Origin of the sequence: Ureibacillus chungkukjangi, assembly GCF_044795995.1 — a bacterium.
GTDB lineage: Bacteria > Bacillota > Bacilli > Bacillales_A > Planococcaceae > Ureibacillus > Ureibacillus chungkukjangi.
The window spans coordinates 198284-219233 of sequence record NZ_CP085009.1 but is presented as its reverse complement, the minus strand read 5'-3'; the positions used below and the strand labels follow the sequence as shown (position 1 = coordinate 219233).

Below are 20950 nucleotides of genomic sequence, written 5' to 3'. Positions count from 1 at the left end.
GGAAGTCTCCCCTCATTTCGGTTTACGAAGTATAATTTCTAATTTTAACCTATCTATAGGTAAAATGTTAGAAAAAAATTATGTTAATCTAAGAATTTTTACAAGCTGTTCATTTAAATAGTCTGCCTCCTGCTCAAAGTCATTATTATACCACTCAATAATTAATCCTAAAATAGCATTTGCCGCATATGTTGCCTGGAAATTTGAGTCAATACTGTCCTCTAATTTATAATCCTTATCTAAATTTCCTCTTAAAAGTCTCTTAACCTCTTCAAGTAATAAATAATAATACGTTAGAGGTACATTTTTAGATAATATAATACGATAATATTCTTTATACTTCTCAACATGATGAAATATTCGAATTGTCGTTGGATTTAATTCTTTAGGATTTAACTTTATGACATGTCGATAAGGCTCCTGATAGGAGTTTGCTAAATCCTCCACAATCTCTTTAAAATATTCTTCGAATAGATCACCAATCTGTGTGTAATGCAGATAAAAAGTGCCCCTATTTACTTTTGCAATCCGACAAATTTCAGAAATTGAAATGGCTTCTAACGGTTTATTTTTTAATAAAGTTAGTAATGCTATATGCAGTGCTTCCTTCGTTTTTACAATTCTCAAGTCGAGTTGAGTCATTTTTTTCACCCCTTATTGAACAAAAGAGACATGTTGTGTTCATTACTAAACATTATACTCTTTTTTGCTGATTGAAAGCGTTTACTTGATTCGTTTATAATTTTATTGTACAACTGTTCAATAATTTAACGGGAGGTTTTTTATTATGAGATTACAGGACAAAGTGGCAATCGTTACAGGCGCAGCTTCTGGTATGGGGAAAGCTATCGCTGAGCTTTATGCAAAAGAAGGCGCAAAAGTAGTTGTTTCTGACTACAATTTCGAAGGAGCACAAGCAGTAGCAGAAGGTATTAAGGCTGCTGGTGGAGAAGCTATCGCTAACCGTACAAATGTCGCTGAATTAGGTGATTTAGAAAACCTATTCGCTGAAACAAAAGCAGCATTCGGTAAATTAGACATTTTAGTAAACAATGCTGGAATCATGGACGGCATGGAGCCTGTCGGTGAGATTTCAGATGAAAAATGGGATCGTGTATTTGCAGTAAACACTACTGGTGTTATGCGTGCAATGCGTATCGCAACAAATATCTTTTTAGAACAAGGTCACGGTGTAATCGTAAATAACATCTCTGCAGGTGGTTTGCGTGGGGCTCGTGCAGGTGCAGCCTACACTGCTTCAAAACATGCCGTAACTGGCTTAACAAAAAATACTGCCTATATGTATGCAAACTCAGGCATCCGTTGCAATGGGATTGCACCTGGTGGAGTAGAAACAAATATAGGTGCTTCAATGACAGGCATTTCTCAGTTCGGTATGGGACGTCAACAAACTGGTAGTGGTACAATGCCACGTGTTGGTAAGCCTGAGGAAATCGCACAGCTTGCCTTATTCCTTGGCTCTGATGAATCAAGCTTTGTAAACGGTCAAGTAATTGCTGCTGATGCTGGTTGGACTGCATACTAATATATTGAATTAGATTTTTTGAGGGGACCATTGAATAATGGTCCTTTTCATATCACTTGAAGGTTGAAATACATTTCGGGCATGAAGCAGTTTATTCGAGTGTTGAGCTGCAGGTGATGCAAGGTTTCCTTTCAAAGATACAGTTCCCGTACCGGCTCTTTAGCCTAAAAGCTCTGGGTTTCCTAGCACTTGAATTGCTAATTCAGTGAAATAGTTTGCTGCTACGTCTAATGCATCTTCGTTCAATTTAAAGGCTGGATGGTGCCAAGCTTTTGGACCGTCAACACCCACCCACACAAAATAACCTGGGATTTGGGTTTGATAGAAAGCAAAATCCTCGCCGGCAGGAATTTGTTCAGCCTCAACTGCTTTGTAGCCAATATTTTCTGCTGCCTCAGCTGCAATTTTCGTAAATCGTTCGTCGTTATTTACAACTGGGAGATAAGAAAACCATCTAAATTCAGCACTTGCTCCGTAACTTTCTGCAATTCCTTCCGCAAGAGCTTGCATACGTTTACCGATCACTTCTCGGGTTTCTTCCTGGAATGTTCGAACTGTCCCTTCTAGTTCTGCTTTCTCCGGAATGACATTCCATGTGTTGCCTGATTGAAGCTTTGTCACCGAAACAACAGCATTATGGAATGGACTTAAATTTCTGCTAACAACACTTTGGAACGCACTAACAATTTGACTAGCAATGACAATTGGATCAATCGTGTCATTAGGAATACCTGCATGTCCACCAACCCCAATAATATCTAATTCAAAACGATCAACACTCGCCATTAAAGAACCGGAACGTATACCTATCGTTCCTACTGGAAGCTCGGGTTTATTGTGCATCCCGAAAATCGCTGATACCCCTTCTAAAACACCTTGTTTAGCAACATATACCGCGCCTTCGGCAACTTCTTCTGCCGGTTGGAAGATTATACGAACTGTCCCTTTTAGCTCCGAACGGCGATACTGTAATAATATTGTTGCTCCAATCATCGACGAAGTATGGAAGTCATGACCACATGCATGCATAACCCCATCTGTTTTAGAAGAAAACTCAACTCCAGATTGCTCCACGATAGGAAGTGCATCTATATCAGCACGTAATGCTATCGTTGGTCCATCTTGTTCACCCTTTACTTCACATACTAGGCCAGTTTCCAAAGAGTAATCTAAAACCGTAATACCTGCTTCCTCTAACCAATGACGAATACGCTTTGTTGTTTCATATTCTTCAAAGGCTAGCTCGGGGTTTTCGTGAAGTTCCCTACGATATGCAACAAGCCTTGATTGTAAATTTTCAACTAAGTTTGTTCCCATACTAAGTACCTTCTTTCTAGATGTATTTATTCAACAGATTCCAAATAACGATAAAGTGTTGACTTACTGATACCGGTTTCATTTTTAATATCAAGTAATGTGTAATTTCCTGAATCGTACATCGCGATAGCTTTTTTTATATTTTCATTTGACTTTTTAGGTCGTCCGATAGATTTCCCTTGTTCTTTTGCATTTACAAGACCAAGAGTTGTTGATTGTTTAACAATATCGGTTTGGAAAGCAAGCAAATGGTCTAGCATTTCAGTTAACGTAAAATCCAAGGCTCCCTTACTTTCTATCTCTTCATTAATAAACTGAATGGTCACACCATCTTTATCACATAATTTTAGTAGCTCTATGAGGTGTCTTGTTGTATCAGCAATAGCAACCATTCGTTCAACAAGTATGATATCGCCTTTTTGTAGAGCCATTAACATTTTTTCAAGCTCTACTCTTTTTTTGGGAGAGCCGTGTAATTCCTTATATATCTTTTCACAGTTGGAAAGCTTTTTTAGCTGTTCGTTGCAATCTTCATCATTATATAAAGGACGTATATACCCGTAAATCATTTATTTCACTCCTTTTCAATTCCCAAAAAGGTTCCTTTTTAGGAATAAAAGTGTTATGATAGCCAAAGAAATTTTAAAGTAAAGGAGATTTCCATGCAAAGTTTAAAACAACAATGGTTCGGTAATATCCGTGGTGATATATTATCTGGACTTGTAGTAGCACTTGCACTTATTCCAGAAGCAATTGCCTTTTCTATTATCGCTGGCGTTGACCCTATGGTTGGTCTATATGCATCCTTCACGATGGCTGTCATTATCGCCTTTGCTGGTGGACGCCCCGGGATGATTTCCGCCGCCACTGGAGCAATGGCTTTAGTAATGGTTCCATTAATAAGAGATTATGGAGTAGAGTACTTATTTGCAGCAACCCTTTTAACAGGGGTTATTCAAATAATTTTTGGTGTACTAAAAGTAGCTAAATTAATGAAATTCATTCCAAACGCCGTCATGATTGGCTTTGTCAATTCATTAGCAATCTTAATCTTCATGGCGCAGGTACCACATTTTATCGGTATCTCAACAATGACCTATGTCTTTGTTGGCGTAACTTTATTACTTGTCTATACATTACCACGTTTCATCAAGGTGATTCCAGCACCGCTTATTGCGATTGTTGCATTAACAGTAGTGGCAATTTTTAGTGGTATTAATTTAAGAACGATTGGAGATCTTGGAACAATCACTCAATCACTACCAACATTTATTATTCCTGATGTTCCCTTCAATCTTGAAACATTTAAAATCATATTTCCATTCTCCATTTCACTTGCCATAGTCGGCTTAGTGGAATCGTTATTAACAGCTCAAATTGTTGATGATATGACAGGAACTGAAAGTAATAAAAATCAGGAAGCACGTGGACAAGGAATCGCCAACATTGTTACTGGATTTTTTGGAGGAATGGCTGGTTGTGCAATGATCGGTCAATCTGTTATTAATGTGAAATCTGGTGGGCGTGGTCGATTGTCTACTTTAATCGCCGGCTTATTCCTAATGTTTTTAATACTAGTGCTTGGTGATTTAGTCGTTAAAATCCCAATGCCTGTTTTGGTTGGTATCATGATTATGGTTTGTATTGGCACTTTTGATTGGAGCTCATTTAAATACCTTGTCAAGGCGCCTCGAACAGATGCCCTTGTCATGCTTACGACAGTTGTAATAGTCGTTTGGACACACGACCTTTCGAAGGGTGTTATTGCCGGGGTCATTCTAAGTGCCGTATTTTTTGTAGTTAAAATATCTTCAGTCAAAATCATGCAGGAAGATAATCGTTATTTTGTAAATGGACAGCTATTCTTTGCTTCTACTGACTCCTTTGTTGACTACTTTAAATATAATGAAATTAAAAGTAATAACATTCAAATTGATTTCTCAAATAGTCGCATTTGGGATGACTCTGGTGTTGGTGCACTTGTTAAGGTGGAAGAACTTTTAAAGGAAAAAGGGATTCAGGTTGAAGTGGTCGAATTAGATGCTTCCAGTAAGAAAATTATTTCGCAATTAGAAAGCCTATCTTCATCTCATTAGGGGGGGATTATAATGTACAAACATATTTTACTTGCTGCTGACGGTTCAGAAAATGCTGTTCGCGCTGCTAAAGAAGCCATCAAGATTGCTTCTTGTAAAGAGGATTCATTTATTGAAGTAGTTTATGTAATAGACTTCGACAAATCAAAATCAGGAGTATTACATTCAAGCTCAAGTGAAGCTTTAAATTTAGAAAGGCGTCAAAAGATTTCTAAAGTAGAACAGACACTTAAAGAATCCAATGTATCTTATAAAGTAACTTTTTTACACGGGGAACCGGGTCCTGAAATCGTCAAATACGCCAATGAACAGCAGGTCGAATTAGTTGTCATTGGTAGCCGCGGCTTAAACGGTTTACAGGAAATGGTTTTAGGCAGCGTTAGCCATAAAGTCATGAAACGTGTTAACTGCCCTGCATTAGTTGTAAAATAAACATTAAAAGTCTCTTCAAGAACATTAAAATACCCCGTAAAAGCTAGAAACCAATCTATCCTTTACGGGGTTATTTATGTTTATTTAAAAAGCTGCTTCACCATTGTTCCGTTGTTATTATAAACCCTTACCTCTGCATATGCTCCGTTTATAAACGTAAGCTGGGGTGGCATATGTCCACAATCTATATCATATGCAATGGGCACATTTAGTTCTTCAGCAAGCTCCATATAGACATCCAATATATGATAGTCATTTACGGTTTCATTTGCCGCGCTTCTTCCAAATAAAATCCCACTACAATTTTCAAACCAACCAGCTAGCTTCATCTGAACAAGCGATCTTCGCAAGTCGGGCACACTCAATTCACAGTTTTCAAAGTACCAGATAATCGGATCATTATTTATGTACTTTTGTTGGAATTGCCCGACATCCCCAAATGGAGTGCCAATTAAATGACGGATAACATCAATACACCCTCCAAGTAAGCGCCCTTTTATGAGAATCGGGGTATTTTTAATGGTCTTCCATTTTGTTGGCTCAGTTAAGTGATACACCCAATCGGTTACATAATCATGCTGCCATCTTAGCTGATACATTTCAGAGGGATACTGGGTAATTTCCTCGCCCTTTTTTGTAAACAACACCTTTTCCCACATGGCTGTTGTAGGATCCGATGCTTGTCCACGCATATCGATTAAATTTGGCCCGTGTGCTGTAGCGATTCCTGTTTTTAAAGTGATAGCCAGCAAAAGCGAACTTATATCGGAATAGCCGAGTATCCATTTAGGCTTAATATTATCAAAGTCGATATGCTCTAAAATTTCGATTAACAGCTCTCCGCCCCAAGGTGGATATATCAATTGGACAGTGTCATCTCGCAACATTTGATTCAGTTCCTCTGCTCTTACTGTTGCTTGCGCCGACTTCATTTTATATTGAGTCCAGCATGTTTGTCCTATTAAAAATTCGTAGCCTTTTCCTTTCATACGATAAACTGCCTCTTCTAATAAGGAATGCTGCTCCAAATGTAATCCAGATGAAGGTGCCGTAACACCAATTTTTACTGGCTCATTTAATAATGGATAACGAATCATCAAAATAGCCCCATTTCGTCTATAAATACTTATGTTTTTAATAACATATTATACACTCGAGTTATTTAGGATTAATTTTCAAAAAAATAAAGCCGATTTCTGAATAGAAATCGGCATTGTTCATTTAATTATTCTTCATTTTCATCGAGGTCAGTACCTGTACCAGTTCCACCAGTACCTGTTCCGCCTGTTGTTCCAGTACCACCAGTTCCACCTGTTGTACCAGCACCGTCAGTTGTAGTACCACCTGTTCCACCCGTTGTACCATTTGTTGTACCACCAGTAGAATTATTAGTACCACCAGTACCATCAGTTGTACCATTGTTGGTACCCATTCCATCTTCTGTATCTAATATCTCATCGTCACCGACAGTATTATTGTTAGTACCTGTACCGTTTGTGTCATCATTTAAATTAGTATCCACGTCATTTACATCTTCATTAATAACGTCATCATTTTGAGCCTCATCAGTCAAACCACATCCAACTAAAGCTCCTGCAAAAAGAAACATAAACGGAATTGCTAATAATTTTTTCAACACATTTTCCCTCCTTAAAGTGATGGTCTTAGAATGTGTTGTTTTAAGGAGGATATACTTATTTTTTTTATAAATCTTCCCCATAAATCCCTACAGTTTGGCGCACAATAATAAACTCTCTTCCATCCCAATGTAGCAAGTTTTCAACAAAGCCTAATCCATCTGCATGGTAGCGTCCAGCAATTTGTTGCATAGTAAGCAAATCATATTTGCCATTTCGCGCTAAATCAACAGGATAAATCGCACTGATTGGATCTACCCAGCCTTCTATTGGCTCTTTTAGCGTGCCATCTGCATTGTAAATTTCATTTAAATAATCTGAGCCCTTATATTGCAGATCTAAAGTATATTTTTTCTTTGGATCTCCACTATATACGCCGACTTTATAGTTATTTTCATATTGCACCTTAAATGTGTGCCGGTCATTAAATTGAACAGAGTCAAAAATTTTCATCAATCTTCCTTGGATAAAGGAATAGACGTAGGCAAAAATAACGCCTCCACTACCACCCGAATCCATGGCAACAAGGATATCCTTCACTCCATTCCCAGTCAAATCGCCTAACCAAATCGTTGGCTCATAACCTGCATTTTCTGATAGTGGAAAGGCTTGGAATTGATTAGTTCGACCATCTTTAAGCACCATCTGGATATTCGTGATATACGGACTATCCGATTGCTTTGTACCAGTTAAGTAAATCCAATCAGGATGCCCATCTCCTGTTACATCCCCCATTGCGCTAGCAACGACTGTCTGACCAGTAGCTGACACTCTAGGAACCCTTCTCCAATAAAATTGATTATTCATCATCATTCTCCTTGCTATAGATTCTTCTATTTATTAAATGAGCTAAGGCAAGGAAAAGTGTAGCTTTATCGATAAAAATAAAAACCACACAAATACCTACTGAAAAACAGTATTTGTGCGGGTATAGGTTATCGTTTGTTAATCCATGAAAAAATAATGGCAATTATAATTGCAAAGCCAAGATAGCCCATTAGTGAATATACCTGGCCGACTAGTGTAGTAAAGCCTACAAAGCTACACATAAAGCCAATTGCACCTACCATAATGACAATCGGTTTGTAGTTTGGATCCTTTCGCGGGACAAAACGAACTACAAACGAATAAAAAAGACCAACTGCTGTGTTATAAATCATACCTAATAATGCAACCGCCATTAATAATCCGAGCGCTGGGTGCATATTAGCTGCAATTTCTAGAATCGGCATGTCCTTCCCAGCTACCACATCCATTTTAGCTAACATGGCCACATTAATAAGAATGATTAAAATCCCCAGCATTACCCCGCCAATTATTCCCCCAAATCCGGCTACTCTGCGACTAGTTGCCGTACTGCCAACAACTGTCATCATAGCAACACTTGTAGCAAGATTATAGGATACGTAAAGTAGTGCGCCCATTAGCCAATTGGGAGCAGCTACTCGTTGATGCTGTGCTAATATATTTTGCTCTGCTAAAGTTAAGTCCATAGTAAAAATCGAGTAGATCGCTATAATCAGCATTATTCCCAACAAATAAGGTGTAGCTACAGCGATTACATTAATGATATTTTTTACATTTAGCATTAATGTTAAAACCGTAATGATTACCATAAACAGACTACCGATAATCGGATCAATACCAAGTATTTGATACAAAGTAGCTCCTGCTCCTGCAAACATTGCTACTGTTACGGCAAATAAAAAGAAGGTAATTAATATATCTAGAATTGATCCAAATGATCGACCTGCTATGTGATAAACAACTGCTTTATGTGATGTAGTATGTAGTTCATAGCCTAATTGCGCTATATTCATTCCTAAAAATGCAAAGCCTATCATAGCAACGATAGCACCAACAATCCCATAAATTCCAAAGCCAGTGAAAAATTGCATGATTTCCTGTCCAGATGCAAAGCCACCACCAACAACTAATCCAACAAATGCGCCACCAATTTGAAAACTCTTTTTCACCAATTCCCTCTTTTCTAAAATTGGACAATCATATATCTAAGCTTTTTTGATATGATTTCTCTCTCTTTATACATACGTCTAAGGGAGCAATTAAATGATTTTCAAATTTCGACGAAAAAATCGCATGGAAGAGTAATTTGCCATACCCATCCCTGCGATTTTTGTTTTTTACTTATAGGTTTTACTAGCTACAGTATATTTTGTAATAGCTTCTAAATTCGGTTTAAAACCAATTCCTACCTCCTGTGGGACGGTAATATAACCATCCTCTACAACAACTTCTGGTGTGATAATATCCTGTTCAAAGTAATGGCTTGAACCTGCTGTGTCACCTGGCATAACAAAGTTTGAAAGTGATGTTAACGCTATATTGTGGGCACGACCAATCCCTGACTCGAGCATACCGCCGCACCAAACTGGAATCCCTTTTTCTTCACAGTAATCATGGATTTTTTTCGCCTCTGAAATCCCACCAACACGACCAATTTTAATATTGATAACACCACAGCTTCCAAGTTCAACGGCTTTTCGAGCATCTTCAAATGAATGAATACTTTCATCCAAACAAATCGGTGTTTTGATTTGCTTCTGTAGCACAGCATGGTCAATAATATCATCCGATGCAAGGGGCTGTTCAATCATCATTAGGTTAAATTCGTCCAGCTGTTTAAAGACGTCCACGTCCTCTAAAGTGTAAGCTGAATTGGCATCTGCCATCATCGGCATATCCGGGAATCTTTCACGAAGAGCACGCATTACTTCAATATCCCAGCCCGGCTTAATTTTTAGCTTAATGCGTTTATAGCCATCCTTAACTGCCTTATCTACAACTTCTATTTGTTTCTCTATCGTCTCTTGAATCCCTAAACTAATCCCCACTTCGATTTTTTCCTTTTTACCACCTAGTGCCTGTGCTAAGGATTGATTCGTTTGCTGTATATAAATATCCCAAATAGCCCCTTCAATTGCAGACTTCGCCATATAATTTTTTCGAATTCCCTTGAATAGCTGCTCAAGCTCATCAGGATGCTCGATTTTATTATTTAAAATTAATGGAATTAAAAAGTCCTCTAAGATATGCCAATTGGTTTTTAACGTTTCCTCGTTATACCAAGGGGCATCAAAAGCAACCGATTCTCCAAAGCCGATTGTTCCCTGCTCATCAGTGACCTCTAATAATAAAAATTCTTTATCGAGAAAGGTACCAAAGCTTGTAGAGAAGGGGGTTTTGAGCTCCATTTTCAAATGACGGATTGTTATTTCTTTTATCTTCATAGTTTTCCTCTTTTCTTCTATGTGAGTTCGATAAGCTCTCTTTTTATAAATTGATAGTAATGAACATCTTTTCCTTTTTCCAAGCGAACAGCTGCATAGCCATTTGAAAATAACATTTGAATCAGACTGCGCGTCTTCAAACGCCAATCTAAAGCAAGCTTTGGATCTGTTGCTTTTAATTGCTGAAAACTTTGTGGTACTGGTAATAAATATACATCTTCTTCAAGAAGAAGTTGAGAATTCACCTCTGCAAGTACAGGGAAGTTTAAGTCATTCATTTTATATGGAGCAACTATACTCGCTTTTGTTAAGTCGATTGCATGCTTTTTTTCCACATACTTTGATGTTAAATGCCAATTCACCTCAAATCGATCTGATGGAAGTCCCTTATTTAACCCATCCTGCATTTCACCATAGCAGTTTTCTATATATGTATCGCAGATAGTGTGTAATTTTGTTAGGTTTAAATAGCCGTTTCGTGTTTCTAGTGGATCATATGTCCACAACATCATGTCATAGCCGCGCTCAATAGCAATTTTTCTCTGTTCCCACTTTAGTGCTTCTCCAATTCCCTTTTCACGTACGTTTTTTGAAATTCCTAGGATATGTGAGGTTAGATGAACCTTTCCTTTTTTATATCCCGGAAAACTATAACTTACACCTACTAGCTTTTCTCCCTCAAATGCCCCAACAACAATTCCACCATTTTTAATAGCTGTTAAGGTTTGATGAATTGGAATTGGTGGATGTCCCCAAACCTCCACTTCAAGTTGCTGCATTTTTTCGAGCTCTTCAATTGATCTTATCTCTCTTATCTCCAACTCTAGTCCTTCTTTCTAGATGAAGTTATTTATACATAATTATATATATTCAAAAGGGGTTCCTTCTTTTATTTTTTAAATTAAATTATCCCAATGATCCATTTTCTAAAAGTGTTGATTCCCGAATATAGAATGTTACAATTATAGGAAAGTTTTTGAAATTTTTCATAAATTGATTTTAAGGGGATGTACTATTTGCAGAGACAACACATAGGGGTGCTAATTGGGGGCGTGCTGCTTTTAGTTGTTGCAATGGGAATCAGTCGTTTTGCATTTACACCGATTTTACCATTTATGCGAATTGATGAAGGACTTTCATTTGAGAAAAGTGGCTATTTAGCTTCAAGTAATTATATCGGTTACTTTGTTGGAGCTCTAGGTGCTGGATTTATCTATCGCAATAAAAAGAATTTTTTGCTTCTAACCGTTCTTCTGAATGTATTATCGATTTTGATAATGGGGCTAACACATTCCTTTTTACTGTGGGTGCTCTTACGCTTTGTTGCAGGCGCTACTAGTGGCTTTATTTTTGTACTTACATCTAGCATTATTATGGATTACTTAGCCTCACATTTTCAGACACGTTTTTCAGGCTTTTTATTTTCTGGAATTGGAATAGGAATTGCGATTTCTGGCTTACTCGTCCCTTTTATAGAAGGTATTTATGATTGGGAAGGCACTTGGTTAGGGCTAGGAGTTCTAAGTGCATTATTTGCAATCTCCACTCTCGTTCTTTGGAAAAATATATCTATTAAAGATGGAGTGAAAGTTGAAAAAACAAATGATACAAAAATCCTTCAGGGGTTTATGCCCTGGCTAATTATCGCTTATGGCTTAGAGGGTCTTGGCTATATTATTACAGGGACATTTTTAGTAGATATTATATACAATATTGAGAGTTTAAGATCCTTTGCGAGCTTTAGTTGGGTAATCGCAGGAATTGCTGCTGCACCAGCTGCTCCTATTTGGATGATGTTAATCTCTAAATACTCTACTGTCAAAGTTTTATCAATTGCTTACATATTACAAGTGATTGGGATTCTATTACCTGTATTCACTCAAACAGCTTGGAGTGTACTTCTATCAGCCTTTTTGTTCGGCTTTACTTTTGTAGGGATTGTATCTCTTTCAACTGCATATGCACGCGAACTATTTCCAAAGCAAAGCGGTGTTGTCGTTTCAGCTCTAACAACAGCTTATGCACTCGGTCAAATTATTGGGCCTATATTAGCAAGCTCGGTTGAATCCTACTTTAATAGCTTTAAGGCGCCGCTTTCCTTCGCAGGCTCGATTGTAACCGTCGCTCTAGCAGTTCTACTAGTAGGAAAATGGTATAGCGATAGAAAAGAGCTTTCTAAAGCTATAGAGGCTTCCCATCATGCACGTTAAATCTATTATTTAGTAGCTTCTCTTTAGATAAGAGAAGCTTTTTTACTTCTCTCCATTCCTAACCTCAATTAATCCTCCAGCATTTCTCTAGTCACTCTCCCAACTTCTATATGAAAGTAGATTCATTCCTCCTGTTTTCATATTAGCCTTTCGTAAGTTTTTAACTTTCATGGCTATATGTCCATGAACTAAATCTATTAAGCGAATATTATGGTACAGAAAGGAGGTGAAGAAATGGTTTGTAATTGTTCTTACCCATTCACTTGCCCTGTTCACACTCCTCCAAAAAGGCAAAGGGATGACCTAGAACTTCAAAGAATGGATACAAACCACCTTATTAATCTATTATTAATCTCTGTTTTTATGAAATGGCAACATGACCAAGACGGAGTGGAGCGCCCAATAAGAAATGATTACCACGTTGGAAAACAAACTCATCTGGTAGATTTAACTGAACAGCGACTGCTAATTCATTTTCTTTCCCCTCTCAAGCGGATTCTCCATGAGGAATTGGAAGTGTGCATCCAACATTTCTTAGAAACAATGCAAATGCAGCATGAAGTATATAGAGGAAACTGCCAATGTGATCATGTAAGCAAATGCTATAATGCAGAGAATTCTGAAAAGGGTTCAGAGGAACACCATAATAATTGTTTAGTAATATCGGATATTCTAAAAGCCTATAAAATAACCAATCATCCATCAGATTCTAGCAAATGCGAGCATTGTGAAGATTGCACGTTTACTCAAACCGAGGCAGTGGAATCCGAATTCCAACAGCCGCCTCTTGAAAAGCAACAACAGCATGTTGATATTCCTGAGAAGATTTGGCTTCCAGATGTACTTTCTCTTTTGCACAAAGAAGGATTTCTCCATTTAGATGCCTTATTTTCTAAACCGGAATCTGAGTTCAAAGAAGATTCCAAAAGTATAAAGCCCTAAACCGAATCTAGCATCAATCACAACCAATAATGATGAAAACCTCCTCCTTTCTGTCATTATTCACGAATGTGATTGGAAGCTAATAATTTAAACACTTTTACTTGAACGTATGAATTTTAAGATTTATTGTAAATTTGGCTACCTTTTTATTAAGGGCAAAATTTTCTTCCACTAACCCATTTTATACAACCTATTTAATGCCTATTAGTTCGAAGCTAATAGGCATCTTTTTTGTGTGAGGGGGGCATCTGGCTAGTCTGACGCGTCTCACACTCGATTTCCTTTTGAGACGCGTTTCATCAGCACAGTTACCCCTCCTCTTTTCCCAAAACAAAAAGACGAGGAAAATTAAAATTTCCCTCGCCCTCGTCGCATCCTGCCCAAGCCTAAACGCTATTCTTTTTTTCTAGATACTAGATTTTTTAGTTTCTCTGTTAGCCCCATTACTGCTGGCATGAATACCGGTAGCATCAGGAAGCTTAGTAATACTAGGCCGATTAATACAAGAATGGCTACTTGCATTAATGTGATGATGCCTGATGGAATTAGAGCTGCAAACGTACCGCCTAAAATTAGTGCAGCTGATAAGACAACGCCGCCGATATGTTTTGATGCATCAATAATTCCTACACTGCCTTGATCCTTCACCTCATGGTAGCGCATCATTAAGAAGATACTGTAATCTACTCCTAATGTCACAATCATGATGAAGCTGAAGAATGGTACATTCCAGCTCAGGATACTTTGACCTAGCACTGCTTCACTTAATAATTCTGCAAGTCCAAGTGATGTGTAGTACGCTAAAATTAGTGAGCCAATAATGATAATTGGCTGCCAAATCGAACGTGTGATAAACACTAGTACAAGCGCAATACCGATCATCATGATGACAATTGTGCGTGTAAAGTCATCACTTGAGATTTGCTGTAAGTCTACATTGGCTGTAGATTTTCCACCTAATGCGATTTCTGCATCAGAGAGGCTCGCATTTTTAGCTGTTGCTTTGATTTGCTCGTCAATGTCCTTGATGATTGCCATCGCTTCTTTTGAATATGGATTTACATCTAAGATAATCGTCATTTTAGTCATTGTACGATCATTCGACATATACATATTTAAGCTTTCTTCAAATTCCTCGCCGTCTAGAACCTCTTGCGGGATATAAAATACGCTATTTGAATCTGAGCTAGATACTTCACCAAGATAATCCTGTGCGTCTAATAAGCCATCACTAATTTCAGTTAAGCCATCTGTACTCTTTGCTAAGCCGTCTTGTAATTGCTGCATTTTATCTTGTAGAGTAGCTAAGCCATCTTGCAATTGTTTTTGACCGTCATTCACAGTAGATAAGCCTGTTTTCAGCTCACCCGTTTTTGAGCTAATTTCATTGACCCCTGCTTCACCAGATTGAAGACCTGTCGCTAAAGTATTTGCTCCAGTTTGTAATTGCCCTACTCCTGCTTCAACCTGCTGTAAGCCATTTGTAATTTGAGAAAAGGCCGTATTTGCTTCATGTAAAGAAGCAACAGCACCATTATATTGTGGCGTAAGCTCTATTAATTTTGCCTCTAACTGTGCAAGCTGTGCTTGAGCACCTTTGGCTGTTCCAATTACTGTTTGAACATTTACATCAGAGGCTAACTCTGGATTTGATTGAACTAATGCATTCATGGATTGTTCAATTGCTACATAACCTTGAGCGCTACTTGCTATCGCATTTTCCACTGTAGTGAAAAGCTCACTAAATGCACTAAATCCATTTTCAAGCTCTCCATAGCCTTGCTGTAATCGTGTTGCACCGTCACTTAACTCCTCGATGCTTTGCTTCAGGGTATTTAAGCCAGTCGCTAACTCTGTTGCACCGTTTGCACCATTTTCAAAGCCTTGTGCTACTTGGTTTAAAGCGTCACCTAGTTGCCCAACGCCCTGCTCCATCGAAGACGTACCATCGATTAGCTGCTGGACGCTGTCAAAGCTGTTTTGATCGACTGCTCCAAGCTTATCTTCAGCTTCAGAAAGTCCTTCATTAATCGTTCCTAAGCCTTCTTGTGCAGAGCCAAGACCTTCATTTAACGTATTTGTTTGATCTTGAATATATAAATCCTCTATTTTCTCACCAGCTGGACGTGTTACCGATAAAACCTTTGAGACACCATCTATATTTGAGATGACTTCTGCCAATTGATCGATGTCCTGTAAGCCTTTTTGAGTTGCTAGAGAGTCCTCAGACTTAATGACCAAAGTTGTTGGTGATGAGAATCCAGATGGGAAATGATTTTCAATCACATTGATTGCTTGTTTTGATTCGTAATCATCACTGATTTCAACTAAGTCGTTATAATTCAGCTCGCCAGAATATTTAATAATAAATGGTACCGAAATCGCTGCTACTAATACCAAAGCGACAATTGGTCTAAAGAAGGAATGCTTTGATAAAAATAACCAGATTTTATTTTCACTATGGCCATTAATAGTTTTAATCGGCCAGAACATTTTAATGCCAAATACCGCCATAAAGAACGGATTTAATGTAAGTAGAACAAGTAATAACACCGCTACCCCAATGGCAACTGCTGATGTTGCTTGGTAAAGCTTGAATTCAGCTAGATACAAAACGATAAACCCGATAAAAACAGCAATTCCACTATAGATAACTGTTTTACCCGCAGTACGATATGTCTCCGTAATCGCCTTTAGTATATGTCCACCCTTACCAAGCTCTTCTTTAAAGCGTGTGTAAAGAAGGATATTATAATCTGTCCCAATTCCAAATAAAATAACGATTAGAAATACCTGGGTAAAGTTCGAAAATGGGAAGTCAAACTTATCAACAAGCTGTGTAACAATCCCAAGAGAAACGATGTACGAAACGCCCACTGTAATTAAAGAAATTAAAGGTACTACTGGTGAACGGAAAACTAAAACTAAAACAACCAAGATGAAAACAATGGCAATAACCTCTGTTTTCTTAATGCCCTCTTGAGAAGACTTAACGAAATCATCCATTACAATATCTGTTCCTGTATAATAAGAATCAACAGATTGTAATTTGGTTTTGTCTCGTAAGCTTTGAGCAGCTTCTTCCACCGTTCCTTGACTTTTGTCAACGGAAATTTGAGTCAAGATTGTTGTGCCATCATCGGAAACGAGTTGCTTTTCTGCTTCCTCACTATCAGAAGGTGCAAGCATATCTGTAATGCCTAATTCACCACTTTTGTCTTTTAGTGATTGGATAGCTTGGTCGACCTCTTCAAGCTGCGTATCACTTAATGCTTCATCACTTCCACTAGTAAACACTGCTATAAACTCATAGGCATCTGTACTATCGTCTGCCATTTCTGTTAGCAGCTTAGATGCTATTTGACTTTGTGTATAGGACGGAATTTCTGTTTGACCTTTTTCACGCACTAGCATATCTAAGTTTGGCATTGTGACAATCATCACGATGGAGATAATGACCCATATTAAAAACGATGCTGTACGTACATTCAGCCAATTTTTCAAAACTAATCACCTTTCTTCTATATATTTCATTTTGTCCATAAACTTTTGATTCATGAAAAACTCTATAAATACCCTAACATGATAAAAAAGTTTACAATATAGACAATCAGGGTCGATTTGTTTAAAAAATAATTGGAATAAATAGGTGAAAAAATGAAGCATAGTGATGAAACGAAAAGAATTCTTTCTGTGTCCTTAAAGGAAATTATGAGAAATAAGCCGCTTGAAAAAATTTCAATTCGGGAGCTGACCGAAAAAGCCAATGTGAATCGCCAAACCTTTTACTATCATTTTGAGGATATATACGATTTGCTTAAATGGACCTTCCAGCAGGAAACGGTTCAGTTACTAGATGTGGATGAAAACTCACTTTTTTGGAAGCAAGGATTACTGCAGCTTTTCAAATATTTAGAGGTAAACAAAGAGTTCTGTTTAAATGCTTTACAATCCTTAGGTAGAGGTCATTTAAAACGGTTTTTTTACTCGGATATTTCTACAATGCTCGGGAAAGTCATTAAGTCACTTTGCAAAAATTTAAATGCAAGCGAGGAGCATGTAGCATTTCTAACACATTTCTATACACTTTCCTTAGCAGGTCTTGTAGAAAGCTGGCTATTGGGGGAAATGGATCAAACACCGGAGGAAATTATCGAGATAATTGATACCTTCATCCAAGACCAAATACGAGGAGCAGAGCATAGGATTAACGGGATTGGTTAGAACTCTAACAAAACTGGGGGGTAGTTTAAAATGGAATTCGCTAATTTCACAGTGATTTTTTTAGAACTCCTTGCGCTTTTTTTATTTTTGTCTGTATTATTTGAATTTGTATTTAAAAATAAAAAAGTGCTGATTTCAGTATTAAGAAATTTCATTTTACTGGTGTTTATTAATTTTTTTGTAATTTCACAGCATGAATATATGTTTGAGAATTTTCGAAAGCACGCTTATGGGATGTGGGCATTGCTATTCCTTATGTATTTCATATTTATAAGAGATTTATATTCATATATAAAGTCTATAAAATCGGAAAGAGCCAGTATTAAAGAGTAGTGTTGACGTTTTTTACTTTCTTTCTAAAAAAACAGCACTCATCTTCAAAAAAAGATGATGTGCTATTTTTTTCGTCTCCGTTTTGTCGATTGCGAGATTCCGAGCTCTTCTCTATATTTAGCGACTGTTCTTCTAGCTATAGGAATACCTTCAGCTAGCAGGATGTTAGCAATTTTCTGATCGGAAAGCGGTCTTAAAGTATCCTCATTTTCGATAATAGCCCTTATTTTTTCTTTTATGAATAAAGGAGACTCTACCTCGCCACCTTGTATCCTTACCCCCCGCACGAAAAACGTTTTTAAAGGCAATGTCCCTTGTGGTGTTTGGATAAATTTTTGGCTAATCGTTCGACTAACGGTTGATTCATGAAGCCCTAAGCTTTCTGCAACGTCCTTTAACCGAAATGGAACCAATTCCTTTTTCCCGTTGTTCAGAAATGCCCTTTGTTTCTCCACAATACTTTCCGTGACTCTAAAAAGCGTTTCATGTCGTTGCTCAATACCGCGCATTAAAAGAAAAGCCTCTGAAAGCTTAGTATTTAAATACTCTTTTATTTCCCCTGAAGCGTTTGCTCGAAGCAATTCCACGTAATAAGTATTAATCGAGACTTCAGGTAAATATCTATCATTCAAATGAATAACATACTCGCCATTCATTTCTTCAACAATAATATCTGGAATAATATATTCTTGCTTTGAAGACAGAAATTCCCTTAACGGTCTTGGATTCAACTGCTTAATATAAGAAAATAAATTTTCTACTTCTTCATTTGTCATTCCATATAATTTAGCAATCCTTTGAAAATCCCCTTCTGCTAAAACTTCCAAATGATTTTGAATAATCAGCACTGTATTTTGAGGAGCATCCTGTTTACGAACCACTTGCAAATACAAGCACTCTGCTAAATTACGAGCTCCGATTCCAGCAGGCTCAAGGCTTTGCAGCACAGCAATAAGCTCTTCACACCTTTCTATCGAGAGTTGAAAACGTTCTGCTATTTCCTCAATATCACAATCTAAATACCCTAAATCGTTTAAATTGCGAATTAAATAAAGTACTATTTCTCGATCCTTCTTAGACAAATGTTTTAATAGCACTAGCTGTTCCATTAAAAAAGCTTCCATCGATTCTTCTCGATTAGGAACCTGTAATAACGGGTCAAAGCTTTCATCCTTCATAGAACTAATCGCTTCGGGAGCCTGAATTCTTGCCATCTCAAGTATATGCTTCGAATCAATTTCCTTTAATTCAATAAGTGGGTTTGCCTCTGCTTCTTCTTTTATGAAATTTTCAAGCTCCACCAAAGAATATTTTAAAATCTCTAGTGATTGCCTCGCTTGAGGTGTTAAGGACAGCTTTGTTTCTAGCTTTTGCTGCATATTTAAAGAAGCTTCCATTTAACCCCCCCTTTCTTAAATCTTTTGTACCCGTATATCTAACCGTTTCATTCGATATTGCAGACTTTGACGGCTAATTCCCAAAGCTATTGCTGTATTGGTAATATGAGAATGATGCTTATGTAAATAATGCTCGATTGTTTGCTTTTCAAATAAGGCTAATTGATCCGTTAACCCCATAGTCTCCTCCATTGACTCCGTAAATTCTGGCGATGAAGCAGCCATTTTCACTTCACTCTTCCTATATTGATAAGGTAAATGGTCAAACTCGATTACTTGTTCATAATTCACCAGGTTCATGGATGCTTCTATGACATGCTCAAGCTCCCTGACATTACCTGGCCAGCTTTGCGCTTCAAAAAATTGAAGCACTACATTTGAAACTGATTTTACATTCAGCTTGAATAACTCATTATATTTTTGAATAAATTCCTTAATCAGCACTGGAATATCCTCGTATCGTTCTCTTAAAGGAGGAATAAACAACGTCACAACGGCCAATCGGTAATACAAATCCTTTCGTAAACGATTATTCGAAATCGCATCAATCGGATCCTCATTTACCGTAGCAATCACTCGCACATCAATCGGGATTTCCTTAGAACCACCTATTCTTCGTACCTTTCTTTCCTGCAAAACTCGTAATAGCTTTGCTTGTAGAGAAATATTCAAGGAATTCAATTCATCAAGCAAGATTGTGCCACCCTGTGCCTGCTCAAATAATCCTGGACTATCGATAGCACCTGTAAATGCACCTTTTGTCGTACCAAAAAGAATCCCTTCGATTAGTGTATCCGGTAATGCAGCACAGTTTTGAGTGATGAAGGGAGAGTCCGAACGATCACTTTCCGCATGAATACTTTGAGCAAATAATTCTTTTCCTGTTCCAGTCTCACCAATTATTAAAACATTTGAATTGGTACGGGTCGCTCGCTTTGCCAAAGCAATCACTTCTTTTATTTCACTGCTTTTCCCTATAATATGATTGAATGTAAAGTCTGTCTTTGTTTGTCTAAGATTTTGGCGCATTAAGCGTTCCATTCTTGTCACATCTGTTGCGATTTCAACAGCCGCTGAAATTTCCCCATCCATTGTTAAAGGAAATGTATTGTTGACTGTCGTGATTTCTACACCACGATTATTAAAATAGGTTTGCTTCACATTGACGATTTCCTCGCCATTTTGTAGCGATTTCAATAATGTGCTACTTTGATTTTCTTGAAATCGAAAGACATCTCGCACATCCTTATGTAAAACATCTTCTTTATCCATCGCTTCCATTTCACGCATTTTTTTATTATAAATAATTGTTTTTCCTTCTTGGTTAACAGCATGTATTCCTACACCAACACGCTCGATAATTTCTTCATATAATTTTTTCATCATATACTCATTGTGATTCAATTGTATATCACCTCATATTCATCATACCGTAAAAATATTTTGCTAAATAGATGTAATTCTAAGAAATTTTGCGCAAATTTTTTTGGCGATTAACGAATTATGTTATCAATACTGACCGTAAAGTTGGCATGGAAATTGCTTATTAAATTAGTGTAACAAGT

The 20950-nt window shown here is 37.4% G+C and carries 18 protein-coding genes; 6 read left to right on the top strand and 12 right to left on the bottom strand.

What is annotated here, in order from left to right:
* Window positions 1–78: 78 nt before the first annotated feature.
* Window positions 79–642 carry a TetR/AcrR family transcriptional regulator gene (locus LG296_RS01000; RefSeq protein WP_107935142.1) on the bottom strand — a complete coding sequence of 188 codons (564 nt, stop codon included), beginning with the start codon at window positions 640–642 and terminating at the stop codon, window positions 79–81.
* A 145-nt stretch (window positions 643–787) separates the two neighbouring features.
* Between LG296_RS01000 and LG296_RS00995 the strand changes: the two genes are divergently transcribed.
* Window positions 788–1546 carry an SDR family oxidoreductase gene (locus LG296_RS00995; protein ID WP_107935143.1) on the top strand — a complete coding sequence of 253 codons (759 nt, stop codon included), beginning with the start codon at window positions 788–790 and terminating at the stop codon, window positions 1544–1546.
* A gap of 159 nt (window positions 1547–1705) precedes the next feature.
* Here LG296_RS00995 and LG296_RS00990 read toward each other — a convergent pair whose 3' ends face one another.
* Both LG296_RS00990 and LG296_RS00985 read right to left on the bottom strand, forming a co-directional pair.
* Entirely contained in the window at window positions 1706–2863 is a 1158-nt protein-coding gene (locus LG296_RS00990; RefSeq protein ID WP_107935144.1) for an amidohydrolase, read from the bottom strand.
* A gap of 26 nt (window positions 2864–2889) precedes the next feature.
* Window positions 2890–3432 (bottom strand): recombinase family protein, encoded by a 543-nt coding sequence (locus tag LG296_RS00985; protein WP_107935145.1) that lies wholly within the window; start codon window positions 3430–3432, stop codon window positions 2890–2892.
* 93 nt (window positions 3433–3525) lie between these two features.
* Here LG296_RS00985 and LG296_RS00980 point away from each other — a divergent pair, with 93 nt between their 5' ends.
* Together LG296_RS00980 and LG296_RS00975 are read left to right on the top strand one after the other, a co-directional pair.
* Window positions 3526–4959, top strand: coding sequence for a SulP family inorganic anion transporter (locus LG296_RS00980; protein ID WP_107935146.1), 1434 nt, complete (start codon window positions 3526–3528; stop codon window positions 4957–4959).
* 12 nt (window positions 4960–4971) lie between these two features.
* Window positions 4972–5391, top strand: a complete 420-nt coding sequence (locus LG296_RS00975; RefSeq protein ID WP_107935147.1) for a universal stress protein — start codon at window positions 4972–4974, stop codon at window positions 5389–5391.
* A gap of 80 nt (window positions 5392–5471) precedes the next feature.
* Here the strand turns inward: LG296_RS00975 and LG296_RS00970 are convergent, their stop codons facing one another.
* From LG296_RS00970 to LG296_RS00945, 6 genes are all read right to left on the bottom strand, one after another.
* Complete coding sequence (locus tag LG296_RS00970) at window positions 5472–6488, bottom strand: S66 peptidase family protein (protein ID WP_107935148.1); 1017 nt, start codon at window positions 6486–6488, stop codon at window positions 5472–5474.
* A 128-nt stretch (window positions 6489–6616) separates the two neighbouring features.
* Window positions 6617–7027 (bottom strand): hypothetical protein, encoded by a 411-nt coding sequence (locus tag LG296_RS00965; RefSeq protein WP_181418016.1) that lies wholly within the window; start codon window positions 7025–7027, stop codon window positions 6617–6619.
* Window positions 7028–7094: 67 nt separating this feature from the next.
* Window positions 7095–7835, bottom strand: a complete 741-nt coding sequence (locus LG296_RS00960; protein WP_235867625.1) for a hypothetical protein — start codon at window positions 7833–7835, stop codon at window positions 7095–7097.
* Window positions 7836–7963: 128 nt separating this feature from the next.
* Complete coding sequence (locus tag LG296_RS00955) at window positions 7964–9004, bottom strand: hypothetical protein (protein ID WP_107935150.1); 1041 nt, start codon at window positions 9002–9004, stop codon at window positions 7964–7966.
* A 168-nt stretch (window positions 9005–9172) separates the two neighbouring features.
* The gene (menC, locus tag LG296_RS00950; RefSeq protein WP_107935151.1) at window positions 9173–10279 is read right to left on the bottom strand and encodes an o-succinylbenzoate synthase; all 1107 of its coding nucleotides are present in this window, start codon (window positions 10277–10279) and stop codon (window positions 9173–9175) included.
* A gap of 17 nt (window positions 10280–10296) precedes the next feature.
* Window positions 10297–11100 (bottom strand): GNAT family N-acetyltransferase, encoded by an 804-nt coding sequence (locus tag LG296_RS00945; protein ID WP_248283776.1) that lies wholly within the window; start codon window positions 11098–11100, stop codon window positions 10297–10299.
* Between the two features lie 195 nt (window positions 11101–11295).
* Here LG296_RS00945 and LG296_RS00940 point away from each other — a divergent pair, with 195 nt between their 5' ends.
* Together LG296_RS00940 and LG296_RS00935 are read left to right on the top strand one after the other, a co-directional pair.
* Window positions 11296–12489, top strand: a complete 1194-nt coding sequence (locus LG296_RS00940) for a YbfB/YjiJ family MFS transporter (protein WP_107935152.1) — start codon at window positions 11296–11298, stop codon at window positions 12487–12489.
* Window positions 12490–12723: 234 nt separating this feature from the next.
* Window positions 12724–13431, top strand: coding sequence for a hypothetical protein (locus tag LG296_RS00935; protein ID WP_107935153.1), 708 nt, complete (start codon window positions 12724–12726; stop codon window positions 13429–13431).
* 393 nt (window positions 13432–13824) lie between these two features.
* Here the strand turns inward: LG296_RS00935 and LG296_RS00930 are convergent, their stop codons facing one another.
* On the bottom strand, window positions 13825–16935 hold the full coding sequence (locus tag LG296_RS00930; protein WP_235867624.1) for an MMPL family transporter: 3111 nt from the start codon (window positions 16933–16935) through the stop codon (window positions 13825–13827).
* 153 nt (window positions 16936–17088) lie between these two features.
* On the opposite strand from LG296_RS00930, the gene LG296_RS00925 reads away from it, so the two are divergent.
* A complete protein-coding gene (locus LG296_RS00925; protein ID WP_107935154.1) occupies window positions 17089–17655 on the top strand; it encodes a TetR/AcrR family transcriptional regulator in 567 nt (188 codons plus the stop codon).
* Between the two features lie 395 nt (window positions 17656–18050).
* Here the strand turns inward: LG296_RS00925 and rpoN are convergent, their stop codons facing one another.
* Together rpoN and LG296_RS00915 are read right to left on the bottom strand one after the other, a co-directional pair.
* Window positions 18051–19385: an RNA polymerase factor sigma-54 gene (rpoN, locus tag LG296_RS00920; protein ID WP_107935156.1), complete on the bottom strand. Its 1335-nt coding sequence runs from the start codon at window positions 19383–19385 to the stop codon at window positions 18051–18053.
* 15 nt (window positions 19386–19400) lie between these two features.
* The gene (locus LG296_RS00915; protein WP_107935217.1) at window positions 19401–20771 is read right to left on the bottom strand and encodes a sigma-54-dependent Fis family transcriptional regulator; all 1371 of its coding nucleotides are present in this window, start codon (window positions 20769–20771) and stop codon (window positions 19401–19403) included.
* Window positions 20772–20950 lie beyond the last annotated feature (179 nt).